Origin of the sequence: Paracoccus sp. MBLB3053, from assembly GCF_031822435.1 — a bacterium.
GTDB lineage: Bacteria > Pseudomonadota > Alphaproteobacteria > Rhodobacterales > Rhodobacteraceae > Paracoccus > Paracoccus aurantius.
The window spans coordinates 2,394,492-2,410,944 of record NZ_JAVQLW010000001.1 but is presented as its reverse complement, the minus strand read 5'-3'; the positions used below and the strand labels follow the sequence as shown (position 1 = coordinate 2,410,944).

The 16,453-nt window shown below is 61.1% G+C and carries 15 protein-coding genes; 7 read left to right on the top strand and 8 right to left on the bottom strand.

The genetic code is table 11. From position 1 onward, the window contains the following. Window positions 1-125: 125 nt before the first annotated feature. The 7 genes from RGQ15_RS12050 to proS all read right to left on the bottom strand — a co-directional run bounded on the left by RGQ15_RS12050 (window position 126) and on the right by proS (window position 7,630). A complete protein-coding gene (locus RGQ15_RS12050; RefSeq protein ID WP_311160482.1) occupies window positions 126-1,385 on the bottom strand; it encodes a type III PLP-dependent enzyme in 1,260 nt (419 codons plus the stop codon). Beyond that, window positions 1,366-1,602: an acyl carrier protein gene (locus tag RGQ15_RS12045; protein ID WP_311160481.1), complete on the bottom strand. Its 237-nt coding sequence runs from the start codon at window positions 1,600-1,602 to the stop codon at window positions 1,366-1,368. Before RGQ15_RS12045 ends, RGQ15_RS12050 begins: the two co-directional genes overlap by 20 nt. Continuing rightward, entirely contained in the window at window positions 1,599-3,188 is a 1,590-nt protein-coding gene (locus RGQ15_RS12040) for an AMP-binding protein (RefSeq protein ID WP_311160480.1), read from the bottom strand. Before RGQ15_RS12040 ends, RGQ15_RS12045 begins: the two co-directional genes overlap by 4 nt. Then, window positions 3,178-3,720, bottom strand: a complete 543-nt coding sequence (locus RGQ15_RS12035) for a serine acetyltransferase (protein ID WP_311160478.1) — start codon at window positions 3,718-3,720, stop codon at window positions 3,178-3,180. Before RGQ15_RS12035 ends, RGQ15_RS12040 begins: the two co-directional genes overlap by 11 nt. A 67-nt stretch (window positions 3,721-3,787) precedes the next feature. Further along, the gene (locus RGQ15_RS12030; protein ID WP_311160477.1) at window positions 3,788-4,858 is read right to left on the bottom strand and encodes a glycosyltransferase family 61 protein; all 1,071 of its coding nucleotides are present in this window, start codon (window positions 4,856-4,858) and stop codon (window positions 3,788-3,790) included. An 81-nt stretch (window positions 4,859-4,939) separates the two neighbouring features. Next, on the bottom strand, window positions 4,940-6,115 hold the full coding sequence (locus RGQ15_RS12025; RefSeq protein WP_311160476.1) for an SGNH/GDSL hydrolase family protein: 1,176 nt from the start codon (window positions 6,113-6,115) through the stop codon (window positions 4,940-4,942). Between the two features lie 162 nt (window positions 6,116-6,277). Continuing rightward, a complete protein-coding gene (gene proS, locus RGQ15_RS12020; RefSeq protein WP_311160475.1) occupies window positions 6,278-7,630 on the bottom strand; it encodes a proline--tRNA ligase in 1,353 nt (450 codons plus the stop codon). Between the two features lie 126 nt (window positions 7,631-7,756). On the opposite strand from proS, the gene RGQ15_RS12015 reads away from it, so the two are divergent. The 4 genes from RGQ15_RS12015 to RGQ15_RS12000 all read left to right on the top strand — a co-directional run bounded on the left by RGQ15_RS12015 (window position 7,757) and on the right by RGQ15_RS12000 (window position 13,579). Continuing rightward, on the top strand, window positions 7,757-9,076 hold the full coding sequence (locus RGQ15_RS12015) for an AI-2E family transporter (protein WP_311160474.1): 1,320 nt from the start codon (window positions 7,757-7,759) through the stop codon (window positions 9,074-9,076). A gap of 7 nt (window positions 9,077-9,083) precedes the next feature. Further along, a complete protein-coding gene (locus tag RGQ15_RS12010) occupies window positions 9,084-9,797 on the top strand; it encodes a P-loop NTPase family protein (RefSeq protein ID WP_311160473.1) in 714 nt (237 codons plus the stop codon). A 6-nt stretch (window positions 9,798-9,803) separates the two neighbouring features. Further along, entirely contained in the window at window positions 9,804-11,969 is a 2,166-nt protein-coding gene (locus RGQ15_RS12005; RefSeq protein WP_311160472.1) for an RNA degradosome polyphosphate kinase, read from the top strand. Between the two features lie 68 nt (window positions 11,970-12,037). Next, window positions 12,038-13,579 (top strand): Ppx/GppA family phosphatase, encoded by a 1,542-nt coding sequence (locus RGQ15_RS12000; RefSeq protein ID WP_311160462.1) that lies wholly within the window; start codon window positions 12,038-12,040, stop codon window positions 13,577-13,579. Window positions 13,580-13,833: 254 nt separating this feature from the next. Here RGQ15_RS12000 and RGQ15_RS11995 read toward each other — a convergent pair whose 3' ends face one another. Continuing rightward, window positions 13,834-14,883, bottom strand: coding sequence for a dipeptidase (locus tag RGQ15_RS11995; RefSeq protein WP_311160461.1), 1,050 nt, complete (start codon window positions 14,881-14,883; stop codon window positions 13,834-13,836). A gap of 111 nt (window positions 14,884-14,994) precedes the next feature. On the opposite strand from RGQ15_RS11995, the gene RGQ15_RS11990 reads away from it, so the two are divergent. The 3 genes from RGQ15_RS11990 (at window position 14,995) to RGQ15_RS11980 (ending at window position 16,446) form a co-directional block, all read left to right on the top strand. Further along, entirely contained in the window at window positions 14,995-15,318 is a 324-nt protein-coding gene (locus RGQ15_RS11990; RefSeq protein WP_311160459.1) for an antibiotic biosynthesis monooxygenase family protein, read from the top strand. Between the two features lie 100 nt (window positions 15,319-15,418). Further along, the gene (parA, locus tag RGQ15_RS11985) at window positions 15,419-16,054 is read left to right on the top strand and encodes a ParA family partition ATPase (RefSeq protein WP_311160457.1); all 636 of its coding nucleotides are present in this window, start codon (window positions 15,419-15,421) and stop codon (window positions 16,052-16,054) included. Between the two features lie 107 nt (window positions 16,055-16,161). Continuing rightward, window positions 16,162-16,446: an I78 family peptidase inhibitor gene (locus RGQ15_RS11980; protein WP_311160456.1), complete on the top strand. Its 285-nt coding sequence runs from the start codon at window positions 16,162-16,164 to the stop codon at window positions 16,444-16,446. Window positions 16,447-16,453: the final 7 nt, after the last annotated feature.

The following is a 16,453-nucleotide window of genomic DNA, read 5'->3' as shown; positions in this document are numbered from 1 at the left end:
AGCTGCCCGAAAACACAATCGAGCCAGTCGCGAAAAAGCGCGGTCCCGCGCGTCGCTCAAGAGTTTTTTATCTATTGTGCAAGGGGATTCAAGCCGCCCCTCAGAAAACCGCGATCACGCCTGCTTCACGATTCACCGATGCGGGTCGCGTCGATCATCTGCCCACCCGTCACCAAAATCTCCGAGGGCATGGGGTGGCTGATGAAGTATAGCGGGCTTGCCGTTGGGCCATAGGCACCGCCAGCATGTACCGCGATCAGGTCACCCTCGTTCAGTTGTGGCAGAGTGACCGCGCTCCCCAACCTGTCGATCGAGGTGCAAAGTGGCCCGGTGATGTCCTGCTTTTCCTCGGGCAGGCTGGCATTTTGGTCTTTGCCGATCCGGTGCATCACATAGTTCCGGCGGATCACCATTCCGAAATTTCCTGAAGCGGCAAGGTTGTTGTTCAGCCCGCCATCGCAGATCGCGATGCGGGTTCCGCGCGATTGTTTGATCGAGACCACGCGCGTGACGAAATATCCTGCCGGGCCGACCAGAAAGCGGCCCAATTCCAGCACAAGACGGGTTTTCGAGAAGCGTGGAAGGGCCCGGAATGCGTCCAGATCCGGGCCGATCTCGGCGGCGATGCCTTCGAGGTCCAGCGGGGCATCGCCCGGGTGATAGGGAATGCCCAGACCCGATCCGAAAACCAGCTTTTGCGGCGAGAGGTCGAGTTCGTCACAAAGCGTGCGATAGATCTCGATGAAGATGCGCCAGTTCTCGCAAATCGCCTCGGGCTTGAGGCTTTGCGTGCCGGAATAGATGTGCAGGCCGATGATGCGAAGGTGGGGCAGTGCGGCGATCTGCGGAATGATCTCGGCGGCATCCTCGATATCTATGCCGAACGCGCTGGGTCGGCCCGCCATCTGGTCTCCAAACCCTCGGGGGACCCGATCTGGCGCTATGCGCAGCAATACGGGCTGGGTGATGCCAAGGTCCGCGGCAATCGCATCGGCCAACTTCGCCTCGCGGAGGCTTTCCAGAACGAGCTCCCCAAGGCCATTCCCGATCGCGGGTCTCAGTTCGAACTCACGCTTTGCCGGTCCGGTGAAACTGATCAGTGCCGGATTCCATCCGGCCTGCTGGCTCAGCGTGAACTCACCACCGGACGAGATGTCCAGATAATCCAGCCGGTCGCGCATCCAGCCGAGCAGCGCCGGATTGGGATTGCTTTTCACCGCGTAGCTGATCGCGAACCACCGCCCAAGCGTGTCGCGCAGATCGTTCAGCCGCGTTTCGATCTGGTCGGTGAAATAGACATAGTTCGGCGTTCCGAAACGATCGGCCGCCTCGGCCAGTTGACGGTCCAGCGCTGCCTCGTCCATGTCAGCCCAGGCTGCCGACATAGGCCATGATCCGTTCGACACTGTCGAAGTTTTCAAGCGTGACGTCGCCGGGCTGGATCACCGCGCCGGTCTTCTCTTCGATGAAGGTGATCAGCCCGACCATGGAGACGGAATCCAGAAGCCCGCTCGAGAAAAGCTCGGTTTCTCCGTTGATGGGCGTGTCGATGTTCTGGTCGTCGCGAAGGTAGGTGATCAGATCGTCCTGGGTCAGGCTCATATTATCTTGCTTTCTGGTTCAGTCGGGGAGAGGGCGGATTTCGCGGCGGCAATGATCGTGGGCCGATCGAGTTTGCCGCTTGCCGTGCGCGGCATCGCGCCTTGCCAGGCGTGATAGCGCTGCGGTCGCATGTAATGGGGCATGGCCTTGGCACAATGTGCGGCCAGTGCCGTTTCACTTGCTTCGGGCAGGTAGCTGATGGCGACATGGACGGCTTGGCCAAGATCGGCATCATCGACACCCCAGGCGACGACGTCGGTCACAAGCCCACTTTGGGACAAGGCGTCCTCGACCTCGGTCGGGGAAAGACGGAAGCCAAGCGTCTTGATCATCTCATCCATCCGGCTGACGAACCAAAGATCGCCATCCTCGTCGACACGAACGAGGTCACCGGAATAGACGACCGGTTCGTTTCCGATGAGATGGGCGAGCTCCGGGCAGGGACGGATCTTCTGTGCCGTGACCTCGGGCTTTTCCCAATACCCCATGCTGACCAGCGGGCCGGCGTGAACCAGTTCTCCCTGCTCGCCCGGACCCGCGATGCCTTCGCCATGCTTGATGGCGAAGACCTGCGCATTCGGGATCTGGCGTCCGATCGAGCCCATCTTCTGAGCGAATTTGGCGGGCGGCAGGAATGTGGACCGGAATGCTTCCGTCAGCCCATACATCAGATAGACGTCCACGCCGGGGAAGACCTTGGGCAACAATTCCAATATGTTGGGGGGGATTTTTCCGCCCGTATTCGTGATGCGCCGGAGGGAGGGTAGGTCTATGGGGTTCTGATCCAGCAGTCGCACCACCTGATTCCAAAGTGGCGGGACGCCTGCGATTCCGGTCACGCTTTCATCTCGCGCCATGCGCACGATCTCGGCGGGCATGGTCAGGGGCTGGTGAACGATCGTGCCACCCATCAGAAGCATGGTGGTCAACTGATTCAAACCGGCATCGAAACTATATGGCAGGACAGAGAGCAGGCGATCATCCTCGCCAAGCCCGAGATAGTCGGAAACCGAGATCGCCCCGACGCGGATGTTGCGATGGCTCAGCATCACCCCCTTGGGTGCCCCGGTCGATCCCGAAGTGTAGATGATCATGGCAAGATCACGGGGGTCCACGTCGCATGGCTGCGACAGATTATTGGCAGGCAGATCCCCCCAAAGGTCAGCACCATCCGGCGGATCGGCAGGCTTTCCCTGAACCAGGAATGCGGTATCGCTGGCAAGCCCCTGAACGCCCGTCAGCGCCTCTCGCGGAAGTATCACTGCGCGGGCTCGGCAATCACCGGCGACATAGGCCAGTTGCTGCGCGGTCCACCGGTTGTTGACGTTGACGACGACCGCACCGATCTTCCATGCGCCGAACATGGACGCGACCTCGTCGATGCCCTTGCGCAGGTGGACGATGACCCGATCGCCAGGCCCGATCCCCCGTGCAATCAGCCAGTCGGCCACGCGTCCTGCCTCGGCCAGCAGCCCGGCATAGGTGATCCGCCGGTCGCGATCGATGGCGGCGATCTTTTCGGCGCGCGAAGGCAGGTTATCCGCGAGGAGCGACCACATGCTTTGGTCAAAGACATCACTCGTCATGGGAAGGCTTTCTTTTCTGGGCAAAGATCGGCAGGCTTGGATAGATCTTGGCGGGAGATCCGATCACCACGGAATCCGAGGGGACATTGGTCGAAACGGCCGTATTGGCGCCGATCCGAACGCGGTCGCCGATCTTGATCGGCCCGAGCACTGTCGAGTTTACCCCGATGAACACATCGTCTCCGATGATGGGCGCGCGCCCGCGCATATTCGTTCCGATCGTGACGTTGTGCATGACACCACACCGCTTTCCGATCACGACATCAGGGTGGATCGACAGCGATCCTTCGGCATGAATGATGTGAAAATCTTCGCCCAGTTGCACTTGCGGCGGGATCCAGACCTTGGTGACGTTCAGCACGAAGATGCAGAGAAAGCCATAAAACTTGTTCGCGATCCAGCGGCCGGCCGAGTTCTCTATGCCAGCCGCCCATCGACCATATCGATAGATCGCCAGAGAGACGAAGGCCGCGTCCAGGATCCTCTTGCCATGTCGGTCGTAGTCGCCCCTGATTTCCTCAAACAGCTTCATTCAAACACTCGGTAATTGTGGCGGAATCAAATGCATGAAGGGATCATTGATGGCGGGTCGCAGAAACTCAACCTGCCTGTTCGTACGGGTCCGATTTTTTTAGCTGCATGACCTTGTCGAATGTCCGAAGGACATCCTGCGGCTCGACCATGAAGCTTTCGGCCGTGCCATATCCGACAACCATGGCGAAACGCTGCTGCCACCGATCCGTCAGCAGCTTCATCGCCGTGGTCGCGCGATCGGGCGGTTGGATGGTCAGTAGCGTGCCGCCGGGGGGCATAGCAACGACCCCGTGATTGAGCTGGCTGCCCTCGATCCCGGCCACGACCCGTGCCGCGCCGCAGGCTGACATAAGTTCGTCCACACTGTGCTGTTCAGGCGACATCACACGGAAACCATGAGATTTTTCAAGCTGCTCCGCGATCTGCATTTCATTTTCCATGATCCTTTGATCGCCGGTTCGACCCCGGACCAGAAAGACCAGATCGTCACCACCCATGGGGGGATTTCCCATCAACCTTCTGCGCATGTCCTGCGCCCGGGCAATGCGATTGCTGTTATTGGGGTGATCGTCGAACAGAATCGCTTCGTCGAGATGGGCATCCGTGATGCGCTGCGGTTTCATCGCCAGAAGTTCTTCGTAGCGAGGCACATGGCCACCCCGTTCGGGCATGGTCGTCATGACGGTTCCCAACGCTTCGGCGAGCCTGTATGTCAGGCAGTCGTCGGTCAGCCAGTTCCCGAACCAGCGGTTCCCAATCCAGGTTTCGTAAAGGACACCTGATCCCAGGTCGTCGATACGCGATACCCCAAGGCGGCGCTTTCTTTGGCGCAGATGCAGGGTCATGCCACGCGAATAAAGAACGCCGTCAACGATATCGACATCAGACAGCCGGTAGCCCAGCGTCGGGCCGACCTTTTCCTCGGGGTCCCCGGCCAGCGACTTGATGAGCCATGGCAAGGTCGAAAACTCGGCGCGGGTGATGCGGTCTGCCTGACCTGGAAGGATAATGACCGGATGTACTTCACGCGTTTCTTCCGGCGCAATGGTCCAGATGTCATCGGCAGCCGCGGCTAGATCGCCATTTCCTCGTCCCAATAGGTTTCGAACGCGATAGGTCAGCGGGCGTAAGGACATTGGATCACCAGATAAAATCGCGAAAATCGGTCACAAACTGGTTAATACCTATCACGGGTTCCGTGTCCGGGAGAGTGTTTTCTATCCGTCCCTCTCTTGGATAGCGCTCACGATGCGGTCAGCGATCGCTTGATGGTCCTCTGCCGACGGGTGCCACAGGCATGCCGACCGGTCGAGATCGGGCAGGGTCACCAGCACGACATTCGCGCCATCCTCATGCAAGGCTTTTTCGGCGGCCTCATAGGGTCGGACAAGGGGCGTGCCGTATTCGCCAAAGGCCAGCAGAACCATCAACGCCCCCGGGTTCTCACGCAGACGGTCGCGCAAGAACGAGATGAGAATGGGCTCAAAATCGGTGCTGAGTCTGTCTTGGTCCTGCCAGACTTCGCCAGGGGCGAAATCCGAGCCGAAATCGTTGGAACCGAGTCCGACGACGATGATGTCCGCGACCCGATCAGAGAGCCACGTGGCGGAAGGGTTGCTTGGAAGGGCAAGGCCATAGCGAGATGTCATCGTCGAATTGGGCGCGGCCCCGCCGTAGTTTCTGAGCAGCCCGATTCCCGATCGCGCGATGATGCGATAATCTGCGCCAAGTCTCCTGGCGACCTGAGGGCCAAAGCTCTTGCTGGTATCGGTCGCGGCGAAGATTTCCTCCTCGGTACAATTTCGGGTCTGGGCCGCATTGCCGAACCCGACCGTGTCGGAATCGCCGATGAATTCGATGAGCCGGGGCATGGGTGCCGGAGGTGGCAGTGCTGCCGCGTCTTCTGCGATAAGTATGCCGCCAAAGCTTGCCGGCATCGAGGATTCGCTGATTTTTTCGACCCGTATCCAGTGATCAGCCTCTGGAAGCCCCTGAATGCGCAGATCGCTGACACCCGGGCGAGAGATTTCGATCCCGCCAGAGCGTCCGTCATCCAAGGTTATGCGCCAGCGGTTTTCGCTGTCCTGGAACCGGACCGTTACGGATGTCCCGTGAAATCTCGCCTCGGCATGGAAACCGGGCCATTCCTGAAGGAGGGCGCCCCGCGGACCGGTCGATGCCCGGCCGGTGACTTGCATCGACACTGCGTTCAGCCCATCCTGCGGGGGGCGCAGATCGGCGGCCAGCCAGAAATCATTTTCTCCGCGAAGAATACTGATCTGCTCGACGGGCACATGCGGTCGCGCGGGCTCTGGCCAAAGCCAGACCGTCGTCAGGATCGCAATCACCATCGCGGCCGACCCGAGCGCCAGCCTCTTGCCCCATTTTTCCATTTGCCTCGACCCGAGTTCATTCCGGATCATGCATCGGCAAAACTTCGCCTGTCTACTTCACCATTCCGGCAGGTCTCCACCGAAGCCCTTGCCACAACAAAAAAGGCGGCGCGATCGCGGCGCCGCCTTCCATTCCTGTCCGGCCGATCGAAACGCCGCAGTTCAGTAAGCCGCTTCGAAGACCGGCCGATAGATTTCCTTGAGCCGGACGACCGCTTCTTGGGGCGACACTTCGATCGATTCTCCGCTGCGGCGCGAGGTAAGTTCGACCTTGTTGTTCGCCAAGCCGCGCGGCCCGACAGTGATGCGCCAAGGCAGGCCGATCAGATCCATCGTGGCAAATTTCGCGCCCGCACGCTCATCGCGATCATCGTAAAGCGGATCGAGCCCTTGCGACCTGAGTTCGCGATAGAGCGCCTCGCAGGCGCTGTCGGTAGAGACATCGCCCTGTTTCAGATTGACGATGCCGACATGGAAAGGGGTCACGCCTTCGGGCCAGATGATGCCCTTGTCGTCATGGCTGGCCTCGATGATCGCACCGAGCAGGCGGGAGACGCCGATGCCGTGGCTGCCCATTTCGACCGGGACGCGGCTGCCATCGGGGCTGACGACGGTGGCGCCCATGGCTTCCGAGTATTTCGTGCCGAAATAGAAGATCTGGCCGACCTCGATGCCGCGGGCCGAGCGGCGGCGTTCCTCGGGGACCTCGGCGAAGATCGCCTCGTCATGGGTCTCGTCGGTGCGGGCATAGCGGCTGGTGAATTCTTCCAGCACGGCCTGGCACTGCTCGACGCTGTCATAGTCGATCTCGCGATCGCCGAATTTCAGGTCGGTGATCTGGCTGTCATAGAAGACTTCGGATTCGCCGGTCTCGGCGAGGACCAGGAATTCGTGGGTGTAATCGCCGCCGATCGGGCCGCCATCGGCGCGCATCGGGATCGCCTGCAGGCCCATGCGCTCATAGGTGCGCAGGTAGCTCACCAGGTGGCGGTTATAGGCATGCAGCGCATTTTCCCGGGTCAGGTCGAAATTGTAGCCGTCCTTCATCAGGAATTCGCGGCCACGCATCACGCCGAAGCGCGGGCGCATCTCGTCGCGGAACTTCCACTGGATGTGGTAAAGGGTCAGCGGCAGCTCCTTGTAGCTGCTGACATGGCTGCGGAAGATGTCGGTGATCATCTCTTCGTTGGTGGGGCCGTAGAGCAGGTCGCGCTTGTGACGATCCTTGATGCGCAGCATCTCGTCGCCGTAATCGTCGTAGCGGCCGCTTTCGCGCCACAGGTCGGCCGATTGCAGCGTCGGCATCAGCAGGGGGATGTGGCCCGCGCGCTGCTGCTCTTCATGCACGATCTGCTGGATGCGGTTCAGCACCTTGTAGCCCATCGGAAGCCAGGAATAGATGCCGGCTGCCTGCTGTTTGATCATGCCGGCGCGCAGCATCAGCCGGTGGCTGACGATCTGGGCCTCTTTGGGATCTTCCTTGAGTACGGGCATGAAATAGCGCGACAGACGCATGGCATTTTCCTCATGATGGCGAGCGACGAACTAACCCAGAGCGCCTCATGGGGCAACGCCCTTCCTTGCAAGCCGCCTCAGGACGTTCCAAATAGACCGTGACGCGGGGTTACGGAGTGCTCGGCCATGAGGCTGTCGGCTCAGAAACAAGTCTGGTACTGGAGCGCCGCGGCCATCGCGATGCTCGTCGTCCTTTGGACGCTCGGCAATGCAATACTTCCCTTCATCCTTGGCGCGGGTATCGCCTATCTGCTTGATCCCGTGGCCGACCGGCTGGAGCGGCTGGGGCTGACACGCACGTTGGCGGTGGTCGTGATCACGCTGGTCGTGATCCTCGTGGTGGTATTGGCCTTTCTCGTCGTGGTGCCGGTGCTGGTCAGGCAGACCAATGCGCTGATCAACACTGCGCCAGAGATGGCCGAGCGGCTGCAGCAGTTCCTCATGGCACGTTTTCCGCAGATTTTCACCGAAGGGAGCACGGTCAACAATGCGCTGACCGACGCGGCCAAGAACATCAGCGCGAAGGGCGGCCAGCTTGTCAGCACGGTGCTGGGCTCGGTGATGGGGGTCGTCAGCATGCTGGCCCTCATCGTCATCGTGCCGGTCGTGGCGTTCTACCTGCTGCTCGACTGGGACAAGATGGTGGCGCGACTGGACGAACTTCTGCCCCGAGAGCACGCGCCGACGATCCGCTGCCTGGCCGGGGAAATCGATGATGCGCTTTCCGGCTTCGTGCGCGGGCAGGGCGTTGTCATCCTGATTCTGGGCACGTTCTATTCGCTGGGGCTGGGATTGGTCGGCTTGCCTTTCGGTGTTGCCATCGGCGTGCTGGCCGCCTCGCTTTCCTTTATCCCCTATGTCGGTGTCGTGATCGGCGGTGCGACGGCAATCGGGGTTGCGCTGTTCAGCTTCTGGGGTGATCCGATCTGGATTGCCGCGGTGATCGCGATTTTCGTCGTCGGCCAGATGGTCGAAGGAAACTACCTTCAGCCGAAAATCGTCGGTGGCAGCGTCGGGTTGCATCCGGTCTGGCTGATGCTCGCATTGACGGTGTTCGGGACGCTCTTTGGCTTTGTCGGGCTTCTCGTGGCCGTCCCCATGGCTGCGGCGCTGGGTGTGCTCGTGCGCTATGCGGTCAGTCGCTACAAGGAAAGCGCGCTTTACACAGGGCGCGAGGTTCCGCTGCCTCCCGATCCCCCGACGCTGATCGAGATCGTCCCGCCCGGGACGGTGGAACATGCGCGGCGCCTTGCGCAATATTCCCATGACCGCAGGGTGGCAGAGTTGCAGCTTCAGGAAGAACGGTCCAAACTGCTGAAGGAACATCAGAAACAGGCCCTTGCTGATGACGCAGCCCCGTCGCCTCAGCCCGAGGGGCCACCTTCGCCAGCCGAACTGCACCGTGAAGCGAGACTGCGGGACGATGGTGTCAAGAAGGAAGGGTGACTGATCTTTGCAAAGCCAGTTGGCCCTGGATCTGACCATTCCCCCTGCCTTGTCGCGGGACGATTTCCTGACGACGACGGCAAATCGCGATGCGCTGGCCATGCTCGACGAACCGAACCGCTGGCCGGGTGGCCGGCTTTTGCTGATCGGGGGAGCAGGGGCGGGAAAATCGCACCTGGCGCGATTCTGGGCCGAAGAAAACGGCGCCCCGATCATCCGGGCTTCTGCCATCTCGCCCACGGGCATCGACGCGCTGCTCGACCCGGCCGGGGCCTTGGTCGTCGAGAATGCGCATCAGATCGCCGGTATCTCCGAGGCGGAGGATGCGCTTTTTCACCTGTGGAACCTTGCCGGAGCGCGACAGGCGCTGTTGCTCATCACCGCGCGCATGCCGCCGAGGGATTGGGGGATTCGTCTTCCGGACCTGCTGTCGCGACTGGAATCGGCCGCGCAAGCCGTTCTTGGTCCGCCTGACGACGCGCTTTTACCCGCCGTGCTCGTCAAGCTCTTTGCCGATCGCCAGATCCAGGTCGCGCCGGATGTCGTCGACTGGCTGGCCGCGCGGATGGAACGCGACCTGGGTCTTGCGCGCCACCTTGTGGCGGCAATCGACCGCAAGTCGCTCGCCGACCGTCGCCCGGTCACCCGTCGACTGGCGGCCGAACTGCTGGACAAGCTGTCGCCGCCCGATCACCCTCATATCCTATCCTCGACCAGCTGAGATGACATGACACAGGCCGATTTCCTGCGTAACCCGTTTCCTGTTCCGCGCGAGCTTCCCGATGGGGTCCCCGAAGGCCCCGCGCGATTCTTCAACCGGGAAATCAGTTGGCTCAGCTTCAACTGGCGCGTGCTGGACGAGGCGCGCAATCCGCGCGTGCCGCTGTTGGAACGTCTGCGGTTTCTCTCGATCTCGGCGACGAACCTTGACGAATTCTACACTGTGCGTGTGGCGGGCCTGCGCGAGCTTGTGCGTGAGGGGAATTCGGCGATCTCGGATGATGGGAAAAGTGCGGCCGAACAACTCACGCTTGTCAACGCGGATGCGCGGCGCCTGATGGGCGCGCAGCAGGCGGTCTGGAACGGGCTGCGGCGCGAGATGGAACTGGCGGATATCTCGATCCTCTCGCGGTCTCGCGTGACCCGCGCCGAGGAAGAATTCCTGCATCGCTACTTTACCGATCAGGTCTTCCCCGTTCTTTCGCCCCTGGCAATCGACCCGGCGCATCCGTTTCCCTTCATCCCGAACCTTGGTTTTTCGCTGGCCGTCGAGCTCGCACGCGAAACCGACGGGAGGCAGATGCAGGCGCTTCTGCCCATCCCGCAGCAGATCGCGCGCTTCATCCCCCTGCCGGGGGGCAAGCGTTTCCTGCGGCTAGAAGAACTGCTGCTGATGCATCTTCCCAGCCTTTTCCCCGGATATCGCGATATCGGCCATTGCGCCTTTCGCGTGCTGCGCGACAGCGATCTGGAGGTCGAGGAAGAGGCTGAAGACCTGGTGCGCGAGTTCGAGACGGCCCTGAAGCGGCGCCGTCGTGGCTCGGTCATCCGGCTCAAGATCACGGCCGGGGCACCGGACCGTATCCGTCGCCTGATCATGCAGGAACTTCATGTCGCCCCGGAAGAGGTGGTCGAGGTCGAGGGACTTCTGGGCATGGCAGACCTGCGGGAACTGGTGCTCGACAATCGGCGCGATCTGCAATGGCCCGGCTTCACACCCCGTGTGCCCGAACGGGTTCAGGATCACGATGGCGACATGTTCGCGGCGATCCGGCAAAAGGACATGCTGCTGCATCACCCCTACGAGACATTCGACATGGTGGTGCGCTTCCTGAATCAGGCGGCCGCCGATCCGAACGTCGTCGCGATCAAGCAGACGCTTTACCGAACTTCGCGCGACAGCCCGATCGTCGATGCGCTTTGCGAAGCGGCCGAGGCCGGGAAATCCGTCACGGCGCTCGTCGAGCTCAAGGCGCGCTTCGATGAGGCGGCCAATATCCGGCAGTCACGGCACCTGGAACGTTCGGGCGCGCATGTCGTTTACGGGTTCATGCAGTACAAGACCCATGCCAAGATCAGTGCTGTCGTTCGGCGCGAGGGTGACCAACTGGTGACCTATACCCATTTCGGCACGGGCAACTACCACCCGATCACCGCGCGCATCTACACCGATCTTTCTCTGTTTACCTGCGATGCGGCGCTTGGACGCGATGCATCCAGGGTCTTCAACTACCTTTCGGGCTACGTCCAGCCCGAGGGGCTGGAAAACCTTGCGATCTCGCCGCTTGACCTCAAGGAAACGCTGATCGAGCTGATCGGCCGCGAGGCGGAATATGCGCGCCGCGGGCGCCCGGCCGAGATCTGGGCCAAGATGAACAGCATTATCGAAAAGGATGTGATCGAGGCGCTTTACGAAGCAAGTCAGGCCGGGGTCCGCATCAACCTTGTCATTCGCGGAATCTGCGGCTTGCGTCCGGGGATCAAGGGGCTTTCCGACAATATCCGGGTCAAGTCGATCGTCGGGCGGTTCTTGGAACATTCCCGCATCGTCTGCTTCGGCAATGGCCACGGCCTTCCGTCGAAACGGGCGCGGGTCTTCATCAGCTCGGCAGACTGGATGGGCCGCAACCTCAGCCGTCGTGTCGAGGCTCTGGTCGAATGTCAGAATGAAACGGTCAAGGCCCAGATCACCAGTCAGGTCATGGCCGCGAACATGGCCGACGAGGCGCAAAGCTGGCTGCTGCAGCCGGACGGGCGCTATCTTCGCTATTTGCCTGCCGGTCGCGAAGATCTGTTCAATTGTCACAAATTCTTCATGGAAAACCCGTCTCTTTCCGGCCGCGGAACCAAGGGGGCCAAGGACGTTCCTGCGCTCACCCATTCGGTGGATTGACGCGAAATGGTTAATGCCGCATCCATCCCCTTGGCTCTGACACGGAAAACGGATTCGAAAGGAAGTCGATGAACGGTGTCGTGACCACCAGCGGGGAAACCGTGGAACCCTTTGGACGGTCGTTGTTCGAGAGGCTCTCTGAAAGGGCGCTCAGCCGGGTAGGCGTGGTCGACGTCGGGTCGAACTCAATCCGGATGGTGGTCTTTGACGGAGCCGCGCGTTCTCCGGCCTATTTCTACAACGAGAAGGTCATGGCCGGATTGGGGCAGGGCCTTGCCACGACCGGGAAGCTCAACCCCGAAGGGGTTACCCGCGGCATGATGGCGCTGAAGCGCTTCGCCGCTCTGGCCGAAGGCATGGGGATCAAGCCGCTGACCTGCGTTGCCACCGCCGCCGTGCGCGAGGCCGAGGACGGGCCCGCATTCCGCAAGGCCGTCGAGAAGGAAACCGGTCTCAAGCTCTGGGTGATTGACGGCGAGGAAGAGGCCCGGCTTTCTGCGCAGGGCGTGCTGCTTGGCTGGCCCGACGCCAAGGGGCTTGTCTGTGACATCGGCGGAAACTCGATGGAACTCGCCGAACTTGAAAACGGCAAGGTTGGCCGCCGGATCACTACGCCGCTTGGGCCTTTCCGGCTGCAGCAGATCAAGGGCGGTTCGTCCGGCCTGCGCGATCATATCCGCACGATCATGGTTGACGCGGTCAAGAAGATGGGTCGCGACCACGAGCAGATCTACCTGGTGGGGGGCTCCTGGCGGGCGATCGCACGGCTCGACATGGAACGGGCCAGCTATCCGATGACCGTCTTGCACGAATATCGCATGTCGTCCGATGATGTGCTGAAGACGGTCAAATGGATCGGCGATCAAAACCTGAACGAGATGCGCAACAAGCTTGGGATCTCGTCCAGCCGAATGGAGCTTGTCCCGCTTGCCAGTCTTGTCCTTCGTGAACTGGTCCAATGCTTCGAGCCGAAATCGCTTGCCGTTTCCTCCTATGGGATTCGCGAAGGGCTGCTTTACGAACAGATGCCGGGGAACCTGCGGTCGCGCGATCCGCTGATCGAGGCCGCGCGGTTCTCGGAACGGCAAATGGCGCGGATGCCTGGGTTCGGCAAGCGGCTTCACCAGTTCCTTGGCCCGATCTTCAAGGATGCAGACCCAGCGCGCGAACGCCTGATCCGAGCGGCATGCCTTCTTCATGACACGACCTGGCGCACCCATCCCGATTACCGGGCGGATGCCTGCTTCGACAATGTGACCCGCGCGAACATGGCCGCGCTGTCGCACCCGGAACGAATCTTTCTGGGTCTGGCCTTGCTGCATCGCTACCGCAACAGCCGCGCGAACTCGCCCATGGCTGCCCTGTTCAGCCTGCTCAGCGAGGACGAGATCCGCGATGCCGAGGTGCTTGGCAAGGCGATGCGGTTCGGCGCGATGTTCTCGGTCAAGGACCCGGCCGAAGCCGGAACGCTGAAATACAACCCTTCGGACAAGGTGCTCGAATTGCGGCTCACCAAGGTCGGCCGGGCGCTCATGGGCGAGGTCGCCGAAGCCCGCTTCCGGTCGCTGGCGAACTCGCTGGGGGCCCAGCCGGTTGTCCGCGGCAATTAAGCCCTTCTGAACTTGCGCAAATTCACCGGCTGGCCTGTCTTTTTGGACAGGAAAGCCGTTGAAATCTAAGCGGTTGATCGCAAAACCTGCCCCAACAGACAGGTTTCTCTTTCCGCTGGGGCATGGCAAAAGGAATGCATGGGAACGGAAGGTCACGGTGTTGTGTTTGAGTGGTTTCTTGGTCCGACCGACCGTTCCAGGGATGTGTGTTAACGATTGTGTTTTTTGCCGTGTTCGGTAGAGTTGGGGCGGTGTCAGCCGCCCCAAGTCCGTTCGAGCAGACCCAGCCAGTTCCTGTAGGCAATCTTCTCCACCAGGTCTTGCCCATAGCCATGATCCAGCATCGCCTGGATCAGCAGCTGTAGCTTCGACGCGTCTGACAGATCCTCTGGCATCTGCGCCCCGTCGTAATCTGAACCCAGCGCGACGCCATCCTCGCCCAGATGGGCCAGGAGATGGTCAAGATGGCGAAGCATGATCTCGAAACCATGCATCGGGTCGCGCCTTCCCTCAGGATGCAGGAATCCCACCGCGTAGTTCAGCCCGACGAGCCCCCCCGTTCCAGAGATGACCTGCAGCTGGCGATCGGTCAGGTTGCGCGAGCTGGGCGAGACGACATGCGCACAGCTATGGCTGGCCACCAGCGGCGCATCGGAAAGCGCGGCCACATCGTCGAAACCTTTCTCATTCAGGTGAGACAGGTCGATCATGATCCGAAGCTGGTTGCATTCCCGGATCAAGCCCTTGCCCTCGGGCGTGAGGCCGGGGCCTGTGTCGGGCGAAGACGGGAAGGCGAAGGGAACCCCGTGGCCGTAGCGGGTCGGGCGCGACCATACCGGGCCGATCGACCGCAGGCCCATGGCGTGCCAGACATGCAGGGAGTCGAGATCGGCGACCGGTTCGGCCCCTTCGATATGCATGATGGCGGCGATCTGGCCGGCCGCGATCGTTTCGCGGATCTGGGCGGCGGTCTTGCAGATCCTCAGGGTGCCCGTGCGTTCCATGGCAAGAAGCATCCCGGCCTGCGCGATGGCATGGGGAAGGGCATCGGCGTTTGACACTTCGTCGGGCAAAGGCAAGGCGAAAGGGGGATTCTGCTTCAGCATGTCCGCGACGGAATCCGCCTCGCTTTCGGGCGAAGGCGTCCAGATTGCGAAGAAACCGCCAACCATCCGGCCAGCCTGCATCCGTGGCAGGTCCAGATGGCCCTTGCCATCACCATTGAGCCAAAGCTTATCGCGAGTGCCGCCCGCCGCGACCATGCGCTGGAGAAAGTCGTTGTGTCCGTCGAATACCGGAATCATATGCGTGTTCCCTTTTTGATCGGGGCAACATGCGTCCGATGGAAAAGACCTTCAACCGCTGTCGTTTCGGCGTAATCTTGAATCGGAGCGAGGAAAGAAGGAGACCCAGCCATGACGACCATCGCCAAGGAGTTCCCGGGCCAGACGGTGATCTGCACCTTCGAGGTGACGCCCGGTTCGGCGCATGATGTGCTGGACGCGCTCAGCGCGGCCTATGAAGAAGTTATCCGTCACCAGCCGGGATATGTGTCCGGTGCCGTCCATCTGAATGACGCGCAGACCCGAATCGCAACCTATTCGCAATGGCGCGACAGAAGTGATTACCAGGCCATGCTGCGCAGCACCGAGATGCGCGAACGAAATCGCGCCATCCATTCCATGTGCCGCCATTTCGAGCCCGTGATGTATGATGTGGTGGAAACCTGGAAGCTCTGATGAAGACCGATGCTGCGACTGCGAATAGATGATGCATTCGCCCCGATCTGCTCCTAGTCTGATTTGCAATGATCGGGAGAAGATCGGGGGGCAGGTGGAAATGGCAGGTCGCATCATTACGGTCGCACAACAGAAGGGCGGCTCGGGCAAGACGACCTTGGCGGTGAACCTGGCAATCTCGCTGAGACAGAAGGGCCATAGCGTCGCGCTGCTTGACACAGACCCGCAAGGCAGTCTGGGGCGGTGGTTTCTCGAGAGGCTGGAACGGATCGGCATGGATGACGACCTGGAATTCGGCACCTCCTCTGCCTGGGGGGCAAGCTACGAATCGGAAAAGCTGAAGAAGCGGTTCGATTTCGTCATCATCGACACACCTCCGAAAATCGACAGCGATCTGCGCCCCGCCTTGCGTGTGGCCGATCTTGTGGTCGTTCCCGTCGCAACCAGCCATGTCGATCTTTGGGCAACCGAAGGCGTTCTGGATCTGGCCCGGCGCGAAAAATGCGAAACGCTTATCGTTCTCAATCGAACGCGCCCCCATACAAGACTTGCCGGGGAGATCGCCGAACGGGCGGCCGAACTCGGGGCCGAGGTCGCCGCGGCGCAGGTGGCGAACCGTGTCGCCTATGCGGAAACGCTGGGGATCGGCCTGGCCGCGCCGGACACAAACCGAAATGCACCCGCCAAGGCCGAGATCGAAAGCCTGACCGATGAGGTCCTGACTTGGCTGCCTTGACCTCGGCAGGCGAAAACTCGCCCAGCGGATGTACCCACGGAACGGCCTGAAACTTTAGCACCTGTCAGCGCGTTCGCCCCAAGTTCCATGCATCGGGGAGAATGCCCATGAAGCCCTACGTGCTTCTGCTGCCACTGCTGGCCGCCGCCTGTGTTCCTGACGCCCCGGACCCCGATCCGGTCGAGCCGCCGCCGCGACTGGCCGACGACACCTGCGGCGCCAACACCTATCTGCCGCTGATCGGGCAGACTTCGCCAAATATCACGGTTCCTGCAAATACGCCTTACCGAACCTATCGGACCGGCGATCCCGTCACGATGGATTACAACATGAAGCGGCTGAATTTCGAACACGACAAGTCGGGCCGCCTCGTTCGGGTAAGCTGCGGTTAACTCCTGA